Here is a 17,823-nt window from a genome sequence, read left to right on the forward strand (position 1 = left end):
GGAGCCATGGCGCGCCTGAGGGCTTCGCAGGCGACGGTGGCGTTGCCGTGAGCGACGCCTCTGCAGCCTCAGCGCGCCAACGGCAGTGCGATGCCGATCAGCACGAAGAGCACCCCGCAACTGCGATTGAAGGCGCGACCGCCGCGCTGCAGCCAGGGCCGCACCCGAAAGGCCAGCAGCGCCAGTAGCAGCTCGACGAGAAACTCGACCACGGCGAAGGTGGCAGCCATCACCACGAACTGCACCGCCAGGCCGCGCTGCGGGTCGAGGAATTGCGGCAGGAAGGCGCCGTAGAACAGGATCACCTTGGGGTTGGACAGCGCCGACAGCAGGCCCTGGCGAAACAGCCGGCCGGCGCTGGGGCGGGCGCCGCTATCGGCCAGCGTGAGGTTCATCGGTGGCGAGCGCCATAGCTGCACGCCCAGCCAGATCAGGTAGGCGCCGCCGATCCACTTGAGTGCCAGCAGCGCGGTGGGAGCGGTCTTGAGCAGGGCACTGAGACCGAACATGGCCAGGGCGATCAGCACGCTGAAACCCACCACACCACCGAGGATGGTGGCCAGCGCCATGCGCGCGCCGTAGAGCCCGCCGTGGGTCAGCGCCAGCAGGCTGTTGGGGCCTGGCGTCAGCGCCAGGCCGAGGGTAGCGACGAAGTAGACGAGCCAGAGTTCGACGGCCATGTGGGTCTCCTGAGAATGCGCGGCCAGTCTAATCAGCAGCAGGGGCTGGATTGAGGTAAATTCTGGTCATATAACAGTCGATTCTGGACTAGGCATGAGCGAAAGCCCCGATCTGCGTTTCCTTCTGCTGCCGCTGCCGGAGTTCGCCCTGCTGCCGTTCGGTGGCTTTCTCGACAAGCTGCGTTTCAGCGCCGATGACGAGGACTACAGCCGCCAGCGCTACTGCGCCTGGACGATTCTCGGCCTGCAGCCGGGGCATGTGTCGTCGAGCAGCGGTGCGGCGTTGCGAATCGAGGTCACGCCGGAGGAACTCGATCTGGCCGACTACGACTATCTGGTGCTGTTCGGCGGGCGCAGCGCACAGGCCACGGCGGCGCTGGCGCCGGCCTACCGTCCCTTGTTGCGGCGCGCCGTGCGCGCTGGCGTGAAGCTGGCTGCGATCGACAATGCGAGCTTTCTGCTGGCGTCCTGTGGCCTGCTCGATGGCCATCGGGTTGCGCTGCACTGGCGTCACGAGGCGGAGTTTCGTGCCAGCTTCCCGCGCCTGCGTCTGGCGCGCGAGCGTCTGTACAGCATCGAGTCCGAACGGATTTCCTGTGCCGGGGGCACGGCGGCCATCGACCTGGCGGTGGAACTGCTGGCGCATGGCTGTGGCCGGGCGCGGGCGCTCAAGGGCCTGGCCGATATGCTGGTGGACGAGACGCGTAGCGGCCAGCACGCGCTGCGCTCGCTGCAGGGCACTTCCAGCGGCGAGCGCCACGTCGATCGTGCCATCGCTCTGATGCGCCAGGGTCTGGCCAGCGCCGAGGGCATCGAACGACTGGCGGCCAGCGTGGGGATCAGCCGTCGTCAACTCGACCGCCTGTTTCACGCCCGTCAGGGCATGAGCGCGCGCGAGTACTGGAACGAGCTGCGCCTGCAGCACGTGCGCTGGCGCCTGCTCAATTCCAGCCACAGCCTGGCGCAGATCGCCGACGAGGTCGGCGCCAGTGATGCCAGCCACCTGGGCAAGCTGTTCCGCCAGCGTTTCGGTACCACGCCCGGGGCGATGCGCCGCCAAGCCAAACCCACGGCGTAGGAGCGGCTTCAGCCGCGAAGCTGTGACAGCAACGGCACCCACACCGAGGCCAGCAGCAACAGGGCCATGCAGCGGTTGAACAGCAGCAACCGCGACGGTTGCCGCAGCAAGCGCGTGCTGCCGATGCCGAGCAGGCCCCAGGCCAGCAGGCAGGGCGTGGACACCAGCAGAAACAGCGTCGCGTAGCTCGCCACCGCGCCGAACGAGGCCCGGCCGTCGAGGAAGATCGCGGTGACCGACACGGTCATCAGCCAGGTTTTGGGGTTTATCAGTTGCAGGCCGGCCCCCTGGATGAAGCCCTGACGCTGGTCGACCCCTTGCTCGTGCAGATCGGACGCGTCATGGCGCATCAGCTTGCAGGCCATCCAGCTGATCCAGATCGCGCCGGCCCAGGTCATCGCTATCTGCAGCAGCGGCGCACGGGCCAGCAGTTCACCCAGGCCCAGGCCGACCAAAAGCAGCATCAGGCTGGCGCTCAGGCTGGCGCCGACCGCGATGGCCAGGGCGATTGACAGGCCGAAGCGGGCGGCACTGCCGAGGATCAGCAAGTTGGTCGGCCCTGGCGTGATCGAGGCCGCCGAGGCGAAGAGGATGAAGGGCAGCCACTGGTTCATGGCCAGCCTCGGGATGCGGTAACAGGCATGGGGTTCGCTCCATAACGGGTATGGCGCGATTGTCCGGCGGCCGCATTCAGCGGTCTTGAAGCTTTGTGCAGAGGCTGCGGTAGGCGCCGGGGGTGAGGCCATTGGCGCGGCGAAACCATCGGCCCAGATGGCTCTGGTCGGCGAAACCCAAGTCACTGGCGACCTGCGCCGGTGCCGTGCCGAGAGCCAGCAGCCGGCGGGCGCGCACCAGACGCAGCTGGATCAGGTAGCCATGCGGGGCGATGCCGAAGGCCGCCTTGAACGCGCGGCTGAGGCGAAAGCGGTCGACGCCGCAGACCCGTGCCAGTTCGTCGAGGCCGATGTTCTCGTGAAAGTGTGCGTGCAGGTACTCGCGGGCACGCAGCGCCACGCTGGGAATCTGCGGGTTGCCCGGCAGGCGCTGGCGCCAGTGCAGGCTGCGCGAGATGCGTTCGAGCAGCGCATCCAGCGCGGCGTCGCGCACCATGCGCGGCTCGTCGTCGTTCAGCGCTTGCAGGGCATTGGCGATGCACGGCAGCAGGCCGGGGTCGTCCGGCTGGGTGCGCGGTACGCCGGGCAGGCAATCGCTGGGCGCCTGTTCGAACAGCGCCGGCAGCGCGCGCTGCAGCCAGGCCGGCTCGAGGTAGAGCGTGGAGTAGGTGAAGCCGCCCGGTGTCGGTGCGTGGCCGTCGTGGATGTCGCCGGGTTCGAGGAAGAAGGTCTGCCCGGCGACGCTGCTGAACAGCGCACGGCGGCAGTGGAACTGCTGCACGCCCTGTTCGGTGAAGCCGATCAGGTAGCTGTCGTGCCAGTGCGGGTCGTAGGCGTGGCCCTCGAAATGCGCGCGGATCACCTCGATGCCGGTATCGGCATCCTGCTTGAGGTCGACCCATGATTGCGCGTTCATTGCTTGCTGCCTATCGCTGCCGTTGACCGATGAGCTTAGCGCGTTCGCCGTACAGGCCTAGAAGGTTTGTGCAGATGCGCCTGGCCGAGTCTGTTGAAACTCGAACACGAGCAGTTTTGCTCCGCGCTTGCCTGGATGCCATCCCGACCCGCTGACTCGGATTGATCTGCGCCAACAGACGAGATGAACCGGCTCATTCGATGGAGCCATGAAGGGCCCAGATGTATCCGAATGGATCAACCAAGACGCCAAGCTCCATTCCGTCTTCCGATTGATGCGTGAGTGAGTCACCTAACCTTTGAGATGCCCCGAGCTGAATCGCCCGATTCATGACGCCAGGAACATCGTCGACCAGAACCGGGATCAGAGTGCTAACACCGCCCAGTCGCCCGGGACTGTTTGCCCAGCCGTGCCGAGGAGCTGTTTCGACTCGTGGGTTCACCGAGATAAGGCGGAAAATGCCGTTGCCTATTCGAATATCGACCGACGGAGGACGGGACGGCTCGATAGAAGTCCAACGCTGAAGAACCTGCGCCCCGAATCCATTAACGTAGAAGTCTAGGGCTGCTACTGAATCGGGGACGAAGAGGCATAGGCCTACCCAATATCCTTGAGTTGCTGATGCACTGGCTGCGATCAGGTCACTTGGAGTCAGATCGAACGCAGAGGCCAGGGCCATTTTCGATTCTGTGGAGCACACTCCACTGCGCTCTATACGTTGAATGGTGCGAACACTGAGGCCTGATATGGTGGCCAATTCATCCTGCGACCAGAATCGCTGCTGACGAAGCTGCTTGAGCCTAGCTGTGTCGAATGTTGGTTGCATCCCTGACCTCCTTGTTATGCGGTGCCGAGAGAATCGCATAAGACTCTCTTCAAGAGGACGTCAGGCACGCGACAGGGGCAATAGCCCGCGCCCATGGATTTGGCTTCCCTCTCAATCCGCAGCCAGATCGGTGAGTCGGCGAACGTGACGGCAGGCAGCATGATGGGGCAGTTACCGGGAGGACAGCAGCGCCTGTTCTACTTGTTCAATCTGGAAGATCATGTCCCGGACCAACACCTCCTGCGCAGCATCGACTGAAGAATCGCCACGGCCGGTTCCGTGACGGCGATCCGTTCCGCTGGTTGTTCAATGAAGTGCTGCGGCGCTGCTTGGCGCCCTGCCTGATAAAAGGGGAAGGTTTCTCCGTCGACGCCAGCATCATCAGTCTAATGCCAGTCTTAACGTGGACTGGCTGGTGATGAAAGCTCGCGGACAAGTCCGCTTCCATGCAATGCCGTCAGAGTTGTTGTGGACGCGGACTTGTCCGCGAAGCTGTTTCTCCCCGGCAGGCACCTAGGGTTCGGGGTACCAACGCGGTGTGTAGACCCACTCGCCGCCATCGGCACGCGGGAAGCGGCGGGTCTGGCTGGAGCCGATGATCACTAGGGTGCGCATGTCGACCATCTCCGGCGTCAGCTCACCGAGGGTCAGATTGCGCAGCGCTTCGGCCGGGCGGCCGATATCGCGGCCGAGCACTACCAGGGTTTCCGGTTCGCGGTGCTGGCGCAGCAAGTCGAGCGCGCGGCCGAGCTGCCAGGGGCGCGCTCTGGAGATCGGGTTGTAGAAGGCCATGGCCAGATCCGCTGCGGCGGCATGCTCCAGGCGTTTTTCGATCACCGCCCAGGGCTTGAGGTTGTCGGACAGCGAGATCAGGCAGAAGTCATGGCCCAGCGGCGCGCCGGCCTTGGCGGCAGTGGCCAGGGCAGCGGAAACGCCCGGCAGCACCTCCAGCTCGACGCCATGCCAGGCCTCGTTCTGCAGACTTTCCAGCGCCTCCATCACGGCGGCGGCCATGGCGAACACGCCGGGGTCGCCCGAGGAGATCATCACCACGCGGCGACCGCTGGCAGCCAGCTCGAAGGCATGGGCGGCGCGCTGCAGTTCCTCGCGGTTGTCGCTGGGGTGCACGCATTGATCGGCGCGCAGCGGGCCGGCCATCTTCACGTAGGTGTCGTAGCCGAGCAGGTCTTCGGCCTCGTCCAGGGCGCGGCGCACGGCTGGGGTCATATGCTCGGCGGCACCGGGGCCGAGGCCCACCACGCTGAGGCGGCCACGGCGCTGCCCGAGGTGTTCGATCTGCAGTGGCTGTTCACCCAGCAGCAGGCGCAGGCCGTTGCCTTGGTGGCATTCGGCAGGCAGTTGGGAGCCGCTGTGGATAAAACGCAGTGGCAGCCTGAGTTCCTGTGCTGCCGCGTGCAGGTCGGCGTTGGCCATCCAGGCTTTGTCCGCGAGCAGAACGGCCAGCGCTTGCGGCGCCAGCCTGGCATCACTCAGCGCCTGGTGCAGGCGTGCCGGCAACTCGGCATCGGGACGTTCGATCAGTGCAGCGACGCAGCGCGGGTGGATCAACAGTTCGTTGCCACTGTGTACACGTTGCTCGGCGGTGATATGAATCACCCGCGACGCGGTCTTATCCACCGGCAGCTGCGCCGCCTCCAGCCAGGGCGCCTGGCCTTCGATGCGCACGCTTTCGCCGCCGAGCAGGTCGCTGACGAAGCGCTTGCCCTGCTGCAGGTCGGCCAGCGCGTAGCCGGCCGGTGGCTCCAGCAGGCAGGTGCCGAAGCGCAGCTCGCCGCTGGTGGTGATGGCCGGCCTCACGCCCAGGAGCGCGGCGATCTCGCGGGCCAGGCGGTTGACTCCGGCCAGGCCACCGAGCAGCGGCACCACCGCGCTGCCGTCCTCGGCCAGGGCCAGCACCGGCGGCTCGGCGCCCTTTTCCGCCAGCAACGCGGCGAGGCTGCGGATGACGATACCGGCGGCGCACAGCACCACCAGCGGCTGGCCTTCGCGATACAGCGCGCGCAGCTGCTCGCCGAAGTCGTCGTAATGACGCTCGGCGCCATCGGCACGGCCGCGCAGACCATGGATCACAGCCTGTGGATAAGGCGCCTTGAGGCGTTGTGCAGTGACCAGCGCGCTGGCGCCGAGGATGACGATATTCATGCGGTAAATCCTGTAGCCCGGATGCAATCCGGGGAATGGGGCGCGATCCGTGGGAGACGCTTAAGCGGCGACTGTCGCCTCCCACGATGCCCCTGCAAGGATTGCGTAGGGCGCGTGGTGACGGGTTTTCATTCACCCTCTGAACTTTAGGAGCGGCTTCAGCCGCGAAGCGCTTTCGTGGCTGAAGCCGAATGCCGCCCAGCCGCTCCTACAGGGGAAGAAAGTGTTCACCCCCGCCATCTCTGGCCGGGCACCAGAATCATGGAAAAGTACGGCGAATCCATCGGCTCCACCTCGTCCAGCGGCACGATCTTCTGGCTGGCCATGGTGGCGCGCTCGACGTAATGCGCGCGGCCATCCAGGCCCAGCTTGCGCAGCACCCGGCGCACCTTGTCGAAGTTGCGCCCAAGCTTCATCACCACCGCGGCTTCGGCGTCGCGCAGGCGCTGCTCCAGTTCGTCTTCCGGCAGAACGCCGGACAGCACGCTCAAGCTCTGGTTGCGGTACACCAGCGGCGTGCCGAGTACCGAGGCGCAGCCGAGCATCGAGCACACGCCGGGCACCACTTCCACCTCGTAGCGATCGGCCAGGCGGTCGTGCAGGTACATGTAGGAGCCGTAGAAGAACGGGTCGCCCTCGCAGATCACCGCCACGTCCTGGCCGGTTTCGAGCAGGCGGGCGATCTGCTCGGCGCAGGTGTCGTAGAAGTCGGCGATGACATCCTCGTAGGACAGCGGCGGGGCGAGCTTCTCGGTGGTCACCGGATAGACCAGCGGCAGGCGCTGCTGGGCGGCGTCCAGGTGCTCCTCGATGATGCCGAAGGCATTCCCGCCGTGGCCGGCGTTGTGCTTGGCCTTGGCCACGAAGTACGCCACCACCGGCGCCGATTTCAGCAGGCGCAGGGCCTTGAGGGTGAGCAGCTCGGGGTCGCCGGGGCCGACGCCGAGGCCGAGCAGACGACCGGCCATCATTCCACCTCCGAAGCCAGGGCGTTGACCGCGGCCACCGCCATAGCGCTGCCGCCACGGCGGCCACGCACGATCACGTACGGCACGCCGCGGCTGTCTGCGGCCAGGGCATCCTTGGATTCCGCCGCGCCGATAAAACCCACCGGCATGCCGATGATCAGCGCCGGCTTGGGCGCGCCGGCGTCGAGCATTTCCAGCAGGTAGAACAGCGCGGTGGGGGCATTGCCGATCACCACCACGCTGCCTTCCAGATGTTCGCGCCAGTGCTCCAGGGCCACCGCCGAGCGGGTGTTGCCGACTTCGCGGGCCAGCTCCGGCACGCCGGCATCGTGCAGGGTGCAGATCACTGGGTTGTTAGCCGGCAGGCGCGGGCGGGTGATGCCCTCGGCGACCATGCGCGCATCGCAGAGAATCGGCGCGCCGGCCAGCAGCGCGGCGCGGCCGGCGGCGCCGGCACCGGCGGAGAAGCGCAGATCCTCCACCACATCGACCATGCCGCAGGCGTGGATCACCCGCACGGCGAGTTTTTCCAGGTCGGCGGGAATGCCGTCGAGATTGGCCTCGGCGCGGATGGTGGCGAAGGAGCGGCGGTAGATTTCCTGGCCGTCGCGGATGTAATCAAGCATCGGGTGTTCCTGCGGGGTGTTGGCGGGCGAACCAGGCGCCGGCCTCGTCGATGGTCATGGCCGGCGCCAGCAGACGGCCTAAACCGGGCGTCTCGGGCGTGCGTTGGTAGAGCTGGTAGTGGTCGGGCGTGCTGGCCAGCAGGGTGTAGGGCTGCACCCGCGCGCTGGCGCAGCTGCGCGGGCAGGCGCTGAGATGTACCTGTGGTCGGGCGCCGCTTTCGCGCAGCAGCTCGGCCAGATGCAGGGCGTGGTGCTTGCTGTCGGCCAAACCGCGGGCGCAGGCGGCCGAACCGGTGCAGGCGACCAGGCCGAGCAGCGGCTCGTCGGCCTGGGTCAGCAGGCCCAGCTGGTCCAGCTCAGCCAGCAGCTCGCTGGCGCGGATTTTGGCGACGTTGCCCAGTAGCAGACCCTGCCAGGGTGTCAGGCGCAGCTCGCCGTCGCCATGGCGCTCGCTCAGCTCGGCCAGCGTGGTCAGTTGTTCGGCGTGCAAGCGGCCCAGTTGGGCGCCAGCGGCTACCATGCACAGGCCGCTTTGCGCCTGTGGATAAATGCCAGCTGGGGCGCGTCCGACGCTATCAGTCGGCTGCCAGGTGGCCGGTGCCGGCTGCAGAGGGAGATCCAGTGGGGTCTGCAGGCGTTGCAGCAGGTCGGCTGCCGAATTGTGCGTCAGCAGTTGGCGCATGCGCGTCTGCCCCGAGGTGGTGAGCTCGAGGAACAGCAGCAGGAGCTGGCGCACCAGCTCGACTGCTTGAGTCGCCTCGACTCTCGCCAGTGGTGCGTCGCCGGGGCAGCCGGCCAGGCCCAGAACGAGATGGCTTTCGTCCTCGGCGGCCAGCCACAGGTCGTGGGGGTGTTCACGCATGGCCAGGGCTTCACCGCCGTCCAGTTGCAGGGCGAACTTGGGCGACAGGGCATGCAGCGCCGGGGTGTCCTGCAGCAGGTCGAGCAACTGGCTGGCCAGCGGGCGCACATCCATCCGCATGTGCGGGTCGAGACCGGCGGCAGGGCTGAGCAGCAGGTTGCGCACATCGTCGGCGGCGGCCACGCGTGGGCCAAGGCCAGCGCCGAGCAGCGCGTCGATCAGCGTGCTTTCCTGGCCGGGCAGGACGCCGCGAATCTGCAGGTTGCTGCGGTTGGTCAGCTCCAGCACGCCGCTTGCGCAGTGCCTGGCCGCCTCGGCAATCACGCGCGCCTGGGCGCTGCGCAGCACCCCGCCGGGCAGCTTGATGCGGCAGATGCCGCCATCCAGCGCGGGGACGATGCGCAGCAGGCCGGGGCAGGCGGAAGGACGAATGGAGGCGTTCAAACGGTCACCTGTGACTAACGACGCGGCGACCGAACCAGCGAAATCCCATAGGGGACTCCATGGCATCGGTACACCCCGCCCGATGTTGGCACTCGCGACCAGCGTTCGTCGGCAGGTCTCCTGGCTGACAGGTCATGATCCGCTGCGCCTTCCCGGTTAACCAGTGGCCGATTGCATTGGACTCGCTGTTTACAGTTGCGGGGGCAGCTCGGTCGCGATCAGAGATCGCTCCGGATTCCCTCTTAGGCCCGTTTTATAAGGGGCACCGACGAAGGCTGTATTATGCCCGCTTTGCCCGGCGTCGCGACACGCGCCCTCTACTTGCGAGGAAGGTGGATGAAACCCTGGTTGACCCTGGTCGGCATCGGCGAAGACGGCTACCCCGGCCTGGGCAAGGCCGCGCGCCGCGCGCTGCTGGCGGCTACGCGCATCGTCGGCGCGCCGCGCCAGCTGGCGCTGCTGCCGCGGTGCATCGGTGGCGAACGGGAAACCTGGCCCAGCCCCTTCGACCTTGAGCCGCTGCTGGCGCGGCGTGGCGAGGCGGTGTGCGTGCTGGCCAGCGGCGACCCGATGTTCTACGGCGTCGGCGCCAGCCTGGCGCGCCGGGTGCCGGCCGACGAGTTGCAGGTACTGCCGGCGCCATCCTCGGTGTCGCTGGCGGCAGCGCGTCTGGGCTGGCCGCTGCAGGAGGTTGAGGTGGTCTCCTTGGTCGGCCGGCCGCTGGCCACGCTCAACGCCCGGCTGTTTCCCGGCGTGCGCCTGTTGGTGCTGAGTGCCGATGGCGACACGCCCGCACAGGTTGCCGCAGCGTTGCGCGCCCGTGGTTTCGGTGCCAGCCGCCTGACCCTGCTGGAACACCTTGGCGGGCCGGAGGAGCGCCGAGTCGATGGTCTGGCCGAAAGCTGGAGCCTGCCGCGCGGCGCCGACCTCAACCTGCTGGCGGTGGAATGCCTGGCCGACGCCGGTGCGCAACTGCTGCCGCCGACCTGCGGCCTGCCGGACGACGCCTACCGCCACGACGGCCAGTTGACCAAGCGTGACGTGCGTGCGGTGACCCTGGCGCGCCTGGCGCCGCTGCCCGGCGAGTTGCTGTGGGATGTCGGCGCCGGCTGTGGCTCCATCGGCATCGAATGGATGCGCGCGCACCCGGCCTGCCGTGCCATCGCCGTCGAGGCCAATGAGGGCCGTCAGGATCATATCCGCCACAATCGCGATGCCCTCGGCGTACCCGGGCTGCAACTGGTCGCCGGGCATGCGCCCGAGGCGCTGGACGGCTTGCTGGCGCCGGATGCCATTTTTATCGGCGGCGGCGTCACCGTACCCGGTGTGCTGGATGATTGCTGGGCCGCGCTCAAGCCCGGTGGCCGCCTGCTGGCCAATGCCGTGACCATTCAGAGCGAGGCGGCGCTGGTGGCCTTCCGCGAACGGCAGGGTGGCGAGCTGCTGCGGCTCACTGTGGCACAGGCGCAGCCGCTGGGCGGCTTCGACACCTGGCGCGCGGCGCTGCCTATCACCCTGCTGGCGGTGCGCAAACCGTGAGCGCGCGACTCCTGCTGCTCGGCGGCACCACCGAGGCGCTGCGCCTGGCCCGTCGCCTCGGACCGGAAACCGTCTACAGCCTGGCCGGGCTCGGCCGCGTGCCGGAAGATTTGCCGTGTCGCGTACGCGTCGGCGGCTTTGGCGGTGCCGAAGGCCTGGCGGCCTTTATCGCCGAAGAAGGCATCGAGCTGCTACTGGATCTGACCCACCCCTATGCCGCGCAGATCAGCCATAACGCCGCCCGCGCCGCCGAGATCGCCGGTGTGCCCTGCTGGGCCCTGCGCCGCCCCGGCTGGCAGCCGGGCGCGGATGACGACTGGCGCGAGGTGGATGGCTGGGATGAGCTGACCCGCGCGCTGGCGCCGTTCCAGCGGCCGTTCTTCACCTCCGGTCGCGAGCCGCTGGCGCATCTGCACGAGATACCCGAGCACCAGCACTGGACGGTGCGCTGCCTGCAGAGCGAACCGGCGCCGCCGAGCGCCGAGATCATCGGCGCGCGCGGACCGTTCTCGCTGGACGAGGAGCGTGTACTGTTCGCCCGTGTCCGCTGCGACGTGCTGATCAGCAAGAACAGCGGCAGCGCCTCCACCGAACCCAAGCTGCAGGTCGCCCGTGAGCTGGGCCTGCCGGTGCTGCTACTGCGCCGTCCCGAGTTGCCGGCTGTGACGCGCGAGTTCACCGAACCGGACGCCCTGTGGGAGGCGCTGCAGGCTTTCCTGTAGGAGCCCCGCCCCGGGGCGAAGCCTTGCTTTTTCCATTCGTCTGTATTCGCCGCGGGGCGCGGCTCCTACAAAGCGGCATCGATGTGGTGGACGCGAAAAGCGCCGTCCACCCTACGCGCGCTGCTAGACTGCCGGCCCGTTCTGGAGACCGTCATGAGCCATACCCCTTACGCCCGCGTTCTGTTCATCGGCCCCGGCCTTGGTCGTGGAGTTTCTGCCGAGCGTTTGCAGCAGCGCGTCGAAGCGCTGCTGGGCGAGGTGCATCTGCATGACAGCGAGCAGGACGGCTTCTGGCAAGCCATCGACCAGGCGCCGCGGCCGCTGCTGGTGGTGGATCTGGAGCCGCGTGCCGATGCCGCGCACCGCGACTGGTTGCGCGAACGCATCGCCGAGCGCGGCGATGGGGCAGGGGTGTTCGTGGTCTGCACGGAGCTGGAGGATGCCTGGCTCGACGGCCTGGGCGTGCTGCTGGCGCATCGCGAAGCGCACCTGCCCTGCAGCGACGTGCCGCCCGTGCCGGCGCATCACGCCTGGTCGCAGATCCCGCCGCATGCGCAGCGCCTGCTGCTGTGCAACGGCCCGCGCTGCACGCGCAAGGGCGCGCTGGGCCTGTGGAAAACCCTGCGTCAGCGGCTCAAGGCCGCTGGCAGGCTGGAGTGCGAAGGCGGCGTGCACATCACCCGCAGCCAGTGCCAGTTCCCCTGTGACCTGGGCCCGACCGCGAGCCTTTATCCACAGGGCGAGTGGTACGGCATCAGGGACGAGGCGGCGGTGATTCGCCTGGTCGATGAGCGCCTGGTGGCGGGCAGGGCGCTGCCGGAACTGCGTATCGACGAGCCGGGCGGAAACTAGTCGCCATTGTGGACAAACTGCGCTTTGTCCACCCTGCCCAGTGCAACCCCACGAGCGCCCCCGCGCCTTGACTTGGGCGGGGACGGGTGGTCATATCCGCCCCGCTTCAGGTGTCTCACGCCGCCGCGCGTGAGGTGAAACGGGAAGTCGGTTGAAGTCCGACGCTGCCCCCGCAACGGTAAGCGAGCGACCGCATCGATACGCCACTGTGCGCCACGCGCATGGGAAGGCGATGCGTTCATGACCCTCGCAAGCCCGGAGACCGGCCTGGAGTCGTTTTTGTCTGGCAACCCGCGGTGGGCGGGCGTTGACTCCAGTAGGGCGACCATGCCCTGTCTGCTGTTGCGCATTTCCATCGGATTGCCGTGCCTTCCCTCTACCGATGGAACACTTATGGCGCGCCATTTCCGCTTCAATCAATGTTTACCGACCGTTTCGGTCGCAGACCCCCTTCGGCTGCTTTCCAGGCTGCGAATGTCGATAATGTTATGTTATAACAATAACATTTCATCCCTTGATTCTCTGCGCAATCCTGGAAATCCTGCCGTGCGAAACCCTGTTCTTCGCTGCACCTGGCCGCTGGCCCTGCTTTGCAGTGGCATGGCGCTGGCCAACGAGGCCGTCGACCTGCCCGAACTCACCATCCGTGCCGAGGCCGCCGAAGAGGGCGAGAGCGATCTGCATACGCCCACCACCTCCGGTTCGCGCCTGGAGCTTTCGGCCCTGCAAACCCCGGCCAGCACCAGCAGCCTGAGCGGTGCCGAGGTACGCGGGCGCAACAACCTCTCGGTGCAGGACGCCGTGACCCGCACACCGGGCATCAGCAGCATCGGCACCCCCGGCAATGGCGGCACCGCGCTGTCGGCGCGCGGTTTTACCGGCCATGCGGCGACCATGCAGCTGTACGACGGCACCCGTCAGTACGTCGGTGCCGGCACCGTGACCTTCCCGGTGGACACCTGGTCGGTGGCGCGCATCGACGTGCTGCGCGGCCCGGCCTCGGTGCTCTACGGCGAGGGTGCCACCGGCGCGGTGATCAACGTGGTGCCGAAGAAGCCCTTCGCCGGCGAGGTCCGCAACCAGCTGCGCCTCGGCTACGGCAGCGACGACCGCCGTCAGGCCGCACTGGACAGCGGTGGTTCGCTGAACGATGCGCTGAGCTATCGCTTCAACCTCAACCAGCAGGCCAGCAATGGCTGGGTCGACCGGGGCGATTCGGACAGCGTCGCGCTCAGCGCCGCCCTGCGCTGGGACGCCCATGACGACCTGAGCTTCACCCTGTCCCACGACCATGGCGACCAGAGCCCGATGCGTTACCTCGGCACGCCGCTGGTGGCCGGCAAGTACCGCGAGAGCATCCGCGAGCGCAATTACAACGTCGCCGACGCGGATATCCGCTACAACGACCAGATCACCCGCCTGGTGACGGACTGGCGCATCAACGACGCGCTCAGCGCCAGCAACCAGCTCTACTACATCAAGACCCAGCGCTACTGGCGCAATGCCGAGGCCTATCGCTGGCAGCCGGGCGATACGGTCGAGCGCAGCGAGTTCTACCGGATCAAGCACACCCAGGAGCAGGTCGGCGACCGCCAGACCTTCACCCTCGATCACGCCCTGTTCGGCCTCGATAGCCGCACGGTGGTCGGGGTGGATTACAACCGCATCCACTTCGCCCGCCAGCACGATTTCGCCAGCAGTTTCAGCGACAGCGTGCCGCTGGCCGGTTCCGGTGGCGGCCATTACCAGAGCACCGATCCGCTCGGTTACGGCCCGCGCGAGCGCAACCTGGCGCGGCAGTTCTCGCTGTTCGCCGAGAACCGCACCCAGCTCACCGAGCGCCTGGCGCTGGTGACCGGTGTGCGCCGCGATCAGGTGCATATCCAGCGCGACAACTTGATCGATGGCAGCAGCGCTGATCGCAGCCTGAGCGGCGATAACTGGCGCGCCGGGCTGGTCTTTGCGCTGACCCCCGATCTGTCGCTGTACGGCCAGTACGCCACCAGCACCGAGGGGGTGAGCAACCTGCTGACGCTCAATCCGACCCAGCAGCAGTTCGACCTGAGCGAAGCCAAACAGACCGAAATCGGCCTCAAGCAGGTGTTCTGGGGCGGGCAGGGCGAGTGGACGCTGGCGGCTTATCACATCGTCAAGAAGAAGTTGCTCAGCCGTGAAACCCCGACCTCGCCCACCGAGCAGATCGGCCAGCAGTCGTCCGATGGCCTGGAAGCCACCCTGGAACTGGCGCTGGGTCGGGGCTGGCAGGTGTCGGTCAATGCCGCCCTGGTGCGCGCCGAGTACGACGACTTCGTCGAAGGTGGCGGTGACCGCAGCGGCAATCGCCCGACCGACGTGCCCAGGCGCACCGCTAACCTGTGGCTGAACAAGGCGCTCGGTGGCGGCGTGGAGGCCGGCATCGGCGCACGTTATGTCGATGCGCGCTACGCCAATAGCGCCAATACCGCCAAGGTGCCCGGCTATACCGTGGTGGACGCCAACTTCGCCTGGCAGGCGTTGCCGGATGTGCGCCTGGGTCTGGAGCTGAACAACCTGTTCGACCGCCAGTACGCCACCAGCGCCAGCAGCGACGGTGAGCAGTGGTACCTGGGCGCGCCGCGTTCGTTCTTCGTAACGGCGGATTACAGCTTTTGAAGCGAGCGTGCCTGTGCAGGCGTGCCGCGCGTGGAGACTTTGTGTGTCAGTGAATAGTGCCGCAGGCTGGCCTGCCAGTCTGTTCTCGCCGCCCGCGAGCCGCCGTACGGCGGCGCCTGAGCCGCGCCTGCGCATCCGAGACCTGGCCTGGTCGCCGGATGGCCAGCGCGTCTTGCTCGAGGCCATCGACCTGCAGATCGGCGATGGTGAGCTGCTCGGTCTGATCGGCCCCAACGGCAGTGGCAAGACCAGCCTGCTGCGCTGCGCCTATCGTTTTCAGCGGCCCAGCGGCGGCAGCGTCGAACTGGACGGCGAGGCGCTGTGGCAGCGCCCGCCGCGCTGGAGCGCACAGCGCGTGGCGGTGGTGCTGCAGGAATTTCCGCAGGACTTCGGCCTGCGCGTGCACGAGGTGGCAGCCATGGGCCGTACGCCCCACAAGGGCCTGTTCGACGGCGACGATGCCGAGGACCAGCGCCTGGTGGATCAGGCGCTGGCCCGTGTCGGCCTGAGCGGCCTGGCGCAGCAGTCCTTCGCCTGCCTCTCGGGCGGCGAGAAGCAGCGCGTCCTGCTCGCCCGCGCCCTGGTGCAGCAGCCGCAACTGCTGATCCTCGACGAGCCGACCAACCACCTCGACCCGCGCTACCAGCTCGAACTGCTTGGCCAGATCAAGGCGCTGGGTCTGGCGACCCTGGCCAGCTTCCATGATCTGAACCTGGCAGCGGCCTTCTGCGATCGCCTCTGCGTGCTCGACCAGGGCCGTCTGGTGGCCGTCGGCACGCCAGCCGAGGTGCTCACCGCCGAGCTGCTGCAGCAGGTGTTCGGCGTACGGGCGCTGGTCGATACCCATCCACTGGCGGGGCATCCGCGTATTACCTGGATTGTTTGATGAAGCGTTTACGCACGGCTGAACCTGTAGGAGCGAGCTCTGCTCGCGAATCCTGGGAAAAGGCAAAAGCTTCGCGAGCAAAGCTCGCTCCTACATTCGTTGGCGCAATCCTGCTGGCGCTGATCAGCCCCGCCTGGGCCGTCACCGTGACCAGCTGCGATCGTCAGGTGAGTGTTGCCCAGCCGCCGCAGCGGGCGGTCAGCCATGACGTCAACATGACCGCCATGCTCCTGGCCCTGGGGCTGAAGGAACGCATGGCCGGCTACACCGGCATCAGCGGCTGGAAGACCCTCGATGCGAGCATGCGCGAGCAGCTCGATGGCCTGCCGGAGCTGGCCGCGCGCTACCCGTCGCTGGAGAACCTGCTGGGTGCCGGTACCGACTTCGTCTTCGCCGGCTGGAACTACGGCATGCGCATCGGCGGTGAGGTCACCCCGGCCAGCCTGGCGCGCTTCGGCATCCCGGTGTACGAGCTGAGCGAGTCCTGCGCGCATGTGCTGCCCGGCCGCGTCGCCAGCCTCGAGGATGTATACGCCGACCTGCGCAACCTCGGCCGCATCTTCGCCGTCGAGTCGCGCGCCGATGAACTGGTGCATGGCATGCAGCGACGCGTGGCGGCAGTGCAGGCGCGCCTCGGCGAGCTGCCGACGCGGCCACGGGTGTTCGTCTACGACAGCGGTGAAGACCTGCCTTTCAGCGCCGGGCGCCAGGGCATGCCGCAGCCGCTGATCGAGGCGGCCGGTGGGCGCAACGTGATGGAGGGCGTGGCCGGCAGCTGGATCAAGGTGGGTTGGGAGTCGGTGGTCGAGGAAGACCCCGAGGTCATCCTGATCGTCGACTACGGCGAGCGCACGGCGGCGCAGAAGCGCGACTTCCTGCTGCAGCATCCGGCGCTGCAGGGGGTGACGGCAATTCGGGAGAAACGCTTTGTGGTGCTGCCCTATCTGGCCGTCACGCCAAGCCTGGATAACGCCGCCGCCATCGAAACCCTGGCCGCCGCGCTGCACCCCGAGGCGCTCGCCCAGTGAATCGCTATCGCCTGCTATTGCTCGGGCTGGCCGTGCTGCTGGCGCTGTCCTGCGCCTGGTCGCTGGCATTTGGCGCGGCGCAGGTGCCGCTCGAGCGCGTGTGGGCGATCATTGGCCAGCACCTGTTCGGCATCACGCCGCAGGTGCCGGTCAACAGCGGTCAGGACAGCATCGTCTGGCAATTGCGCGCGCCACGGGTGCTGCTTGGTGCGCTGGTCGGCGCCGGGCTGGCGCTTGTCGGTAGCGTGCTGCAGGCGGTGACGCGCAACCCGCTGGCCGACCCGCATCTGCTCGGCGTCAGTTCCGGCGCGGCCTTCGGCGCGGTGGTCGTGGTGCTTTACCTGGGCGAGTTCGCCGGGCTGCTCAGCCTGCCGCTGGCGGCCTTCGTCGGCGCGCTGGCGAGCATGCTGCTGGTGCTGGCCATCGCCAGCCGCAGCGGCCGTCTGCACAGCGAGCAATCTGCTGCTGTACCTGGGCAACCCGCATGCGGCCAGCTCGGTGCTGTTCTGGATGCTCGGTGGGCTGGGCCTGGCGCGCTGGGAACTGCTCTGGCTGCCGGCGCTGTGCCTGGCGTTGGCCCTGGCGGTGCTGCTTGGCCTGGGCCGGGCGCTGAATGCGCTGATGGCCGGCGAGCAGAGCGCGGTGAGCCTGGGCCTGGAACCACGCCGGGTGCGCCTGCTGGTATTCGTGGTGGCGTCGCTGCTGACCGGGGTGCTGGTGTCGCTGTCCGGTGCCATTGGCTTCGTCGGCCTGATGCTGCCGCACGTGGCGCGCTTTCTGGTCGGCGCCGAGCACCGCCGCCTGCTGCCGGTGGCGACGCTGCTGGGGGCGCTGTTCCTGGTCTGGGTCGATGTCGCTGCGCGCACCTGGCTGGCGCCGCAGGACCTGCCCATCGGCATCGTCACCGCTGCCATCGGCGGGGCGTTCTTCGTGGCGCTGCTGCGGCGCCGCTAGTCGTCCGGATCGA

15 protein-coding genes, 2 pseudogenes and 2 riboswitches are annotated in these 17,823 nt (G+C 67.6%); of the genes and pseudogenes, 9 read left to right on the forward strand and 8 right to left on the reverse strand.

All coding sequences use genetic code 11. The annotated features are described in order from the left end of the window. Nucleotides 1–68: 68 nt before the first annotated feature. Nucleotides 69–680, reverse strand: coding sequence for a LysE family translocator (locus GYB81_RS07635; RefSeq protein ID WP_161864299.1), 612 nt, complete (start codon nt 678–680; stop codon nt 69–71). A gap of 94 nt (nt 681–774) precedes the next feature. Between GYB81_RS07635 and GYB81_RS07640 the strand changes: the two genes are divergently transcribed. Then, entirely contained in the window at nt 775–1,758 is a 984-nt protein-coding gene (locus GYB81_RS07640) for a GlxA family transcriptional regulator (RefSeq protein ID WP_161864300.1), read from the forward strand. Between the two features lie 8 nt (nt 1,759–1,766). Here GYB81_RS07640 and GYB81_RS07645 read toward each other — a convergent pair whose 3' ends face one another. The 3 genes from GYB81_RS07645 to GYB81_RS07655 form a co-directional block, all read right to left on the reverse strand. Continuing rightward, on the reverse strand, nt 1,767–2,372 hold the full coding sequence (locus tag GYB81_RS07645) for a LysE family translocator (protein ID WP_161864301.1): 606 nt from the start codon (nt 2,370–2,372) through the stop codon (nt 1,767–1,769). Between the two features lie 76 nt (nt 2,373–2,448). Further along, entirely contained in the window at nt 2,449–3,288 is an 840-nt protein-coding gene (locus GYB81_RS07650) for an AraC family transcriptional regulator (protein ID WP_161864302.1), read from the reverse strand. 193 nt (nt 3,289–3,481) lie between these two features. After that, nucleotides 3,482–4,114: a helix-turn-helix domain-containing protein gene (locus GYB81_RS07655; RefSeq protein WP_161864303.1), complete on the reverse strand. Its 633-nt coding sequence runs from the start codon at nt 4,112–4,114 to the stop codon at nt 3,482–3,484. 159 nt (nt 4,115–4,273) lie between these two features. Between GYB81_RS07655 and GYB81_RS07660 the strand changes: the two are divergent. Further along, a pseudogene (locus GYB81_RS07660) lies at nt 4,274–4,555 on the forward strand (hypothetical protein); the annotation flags it as partial. 72 nt (nt 4,556–4,627) lie between these two features. Here the strand turns inward: GYB81_RS07660 and cobJ are convergent. From cobJ to cobG, 4 genes are all read right to left on the reverse strand, one after another. After that, nucleotides 4,628–6,277, reverse strand: coding sequence for a precorrin-3B C(17)-methyltransferase (cobJ, locus tag GYB81_RS07665; RefSeq protein WP_161864304.1), 1,650 nt, complete (start codon nt 6,275–6,277; stop codon nt 4,628–4,630). Between the two features lie 227 nt (nt 6,278–6,504). Beyond that, a complete protein-coding gene (locus GYB81_RS07670) occupies nt 6,505–7,248 on the reverse strand; it encodes a precorrin-2 C(20)-methyltransferase (RefSeq protein ID WP_161864305.1) in 744 nt (247 codons plus the stop codon). Continuing rightward, nucleotides 7,245–7,871 (reverse strand): precorrin-8X methylmutase, encoded by a 627-nt coding sequence (locus tag GYB81_RS07675; RefSeq protein ID WP_161864306.1) that lies wholly within the window; start codon nt 7,869–7,871, stop codon nt 7,245–7,247. The genes GYB81_RS07670 and GYB81_RS07675 overlap by 4 nt, the downstream gene beginning before the upstream one ends. Continuing rightward, a complete protein-coding gene (gene cobG, locus GYB81_RS07680; protein ID WP_161864307.1) occupies nt 7,864–9,177 on the reverse strand; it encodes a precorrin-3B synthase in 1,314 nt (437 codons plus the stop codon). The genes GYB81_RS07675 and cobG overlap by 8 nt, the downstream gene beginning before the upstream one ends. Nucleotides 9,178–9,270: 93 nt before the next feature. After that, a riboswitch (cobalamin riboswitch) is annotated at nt 9,271–9,462 on the reverse strand. 51 nt (nt 9,463–9,513) lie between these two features. On the opposite strand from cobG, the gene cbiE reads away from it, so the two are divergent. From cbiE to GYB81_RS07715, 7 genes and pseudogenes are all read left to right on the forward strand, one after another. Further along, a complete protein-coding gene (gene cbiE / locus GYB81_RS07685; RefSeq protein ID WP_161864308.1) occupies nt 9,514–10,716 on the forward strand; it encodes a precorrin-6y C5,15-methyltransferase (decarboxylating) subunit CbiE in 1,203 nt (400 codons plus the stop codon). Then, on the forward strand, nt 10,713–11,438 hold the full coding sequence (locus GYB81_RS07690) for a cobalt-precorrin-6A reductase (RefSeq protein WP_161864309.1): 726 nt from the start codon (nt 10,713–10,715) through the stop codon (nt 11,436–11,438). The genes cbiE and GYB81_RS07690 overlap by 4 nt, the downstream gene beginning before the upstream one ends. Before the next feature lie 153 nt (nt 11,439–11,591). Beyond that, nucleotides 11,592–12,290: a (2Fe-2S) ferredoxin domain-containing protein gene (locus tag GYB81_RS07695; RefSeq protein ID WP_161864310.1), complete on the forward strand. Its 699-nt coding sequence runs from the start codon at nt 11,592–11,594 to the stop codon at nt 12,288–12,290. Nucleotides 12,291–12,381: 91 nt separating this feature from the next. Next, a riboswitch (cobalamin riboswitch) is annotated at nt 12,382–12,575 on the forward strand. 315 nt (nt 12,576–12,890) lie between these two features. Continuing rightward, nucleotides 12,891–14,942, forward strand: a complete 2,052-nt coding sequence (locus GYB81_RS07700) for a TonB-dependent receptor (RefSeq protein WP_233787514.1) — start codon at nt 12,891–12,893, stop codon at nt 14,940–14,942. A 79-nt stretch (nt 14,943–15,021) separates the two neighbouring features. Further along, nucleotides 15,022–15,828: an ABC transporter ATP-binding protein gene (locus tag GYB81_RS07705; RefSeq protein ID WP_161864373.1), complete on the forward strand. Its 807-nt coding sequence runs from the start codon at nt 15,022–15,024 to the stop codon at nt 15,826–15,828. Then, on the forward strand, nt 15,828–16,856 hold the full coding sequence (locus tag GYB81_RS07710) for an ABC transporter substrate-binding protein (RefSeq protein WP_161864312.1): 1,029 nt from the start codon (nt 15,828–15,830) through the stop codon (nt 16,854–16,856). The genes GYB81_RS07705 and GYB81_RS07710 overlap by 1 nt, the downstream gene beginning before the upstream one ends. After that, nucleotides 16,853–17,810 (forward strand): annotated as a pseudogene (locus tag GYB81_RS07715) (FecCD family ABC transporter permease). Before GYB81_RS07710 ends, GYB81_RS07715 begins: the two are co-directional and overlap by 4 nt. Nucleotides 17,811–17,823: the final 13 nt, after the last annotated feature.

It is taken from the genome of Pseudomonas yangonensis, from assembly GCF_009932725.1.
Classification (GTDB): domain Bacteria; phylum Pseudomonadota; class Gammaproteobacteria; order Pseudomonadales; family Pseudomonadaceae; genus Aquipseudomonas; species Aquipseudomonas yangonensis.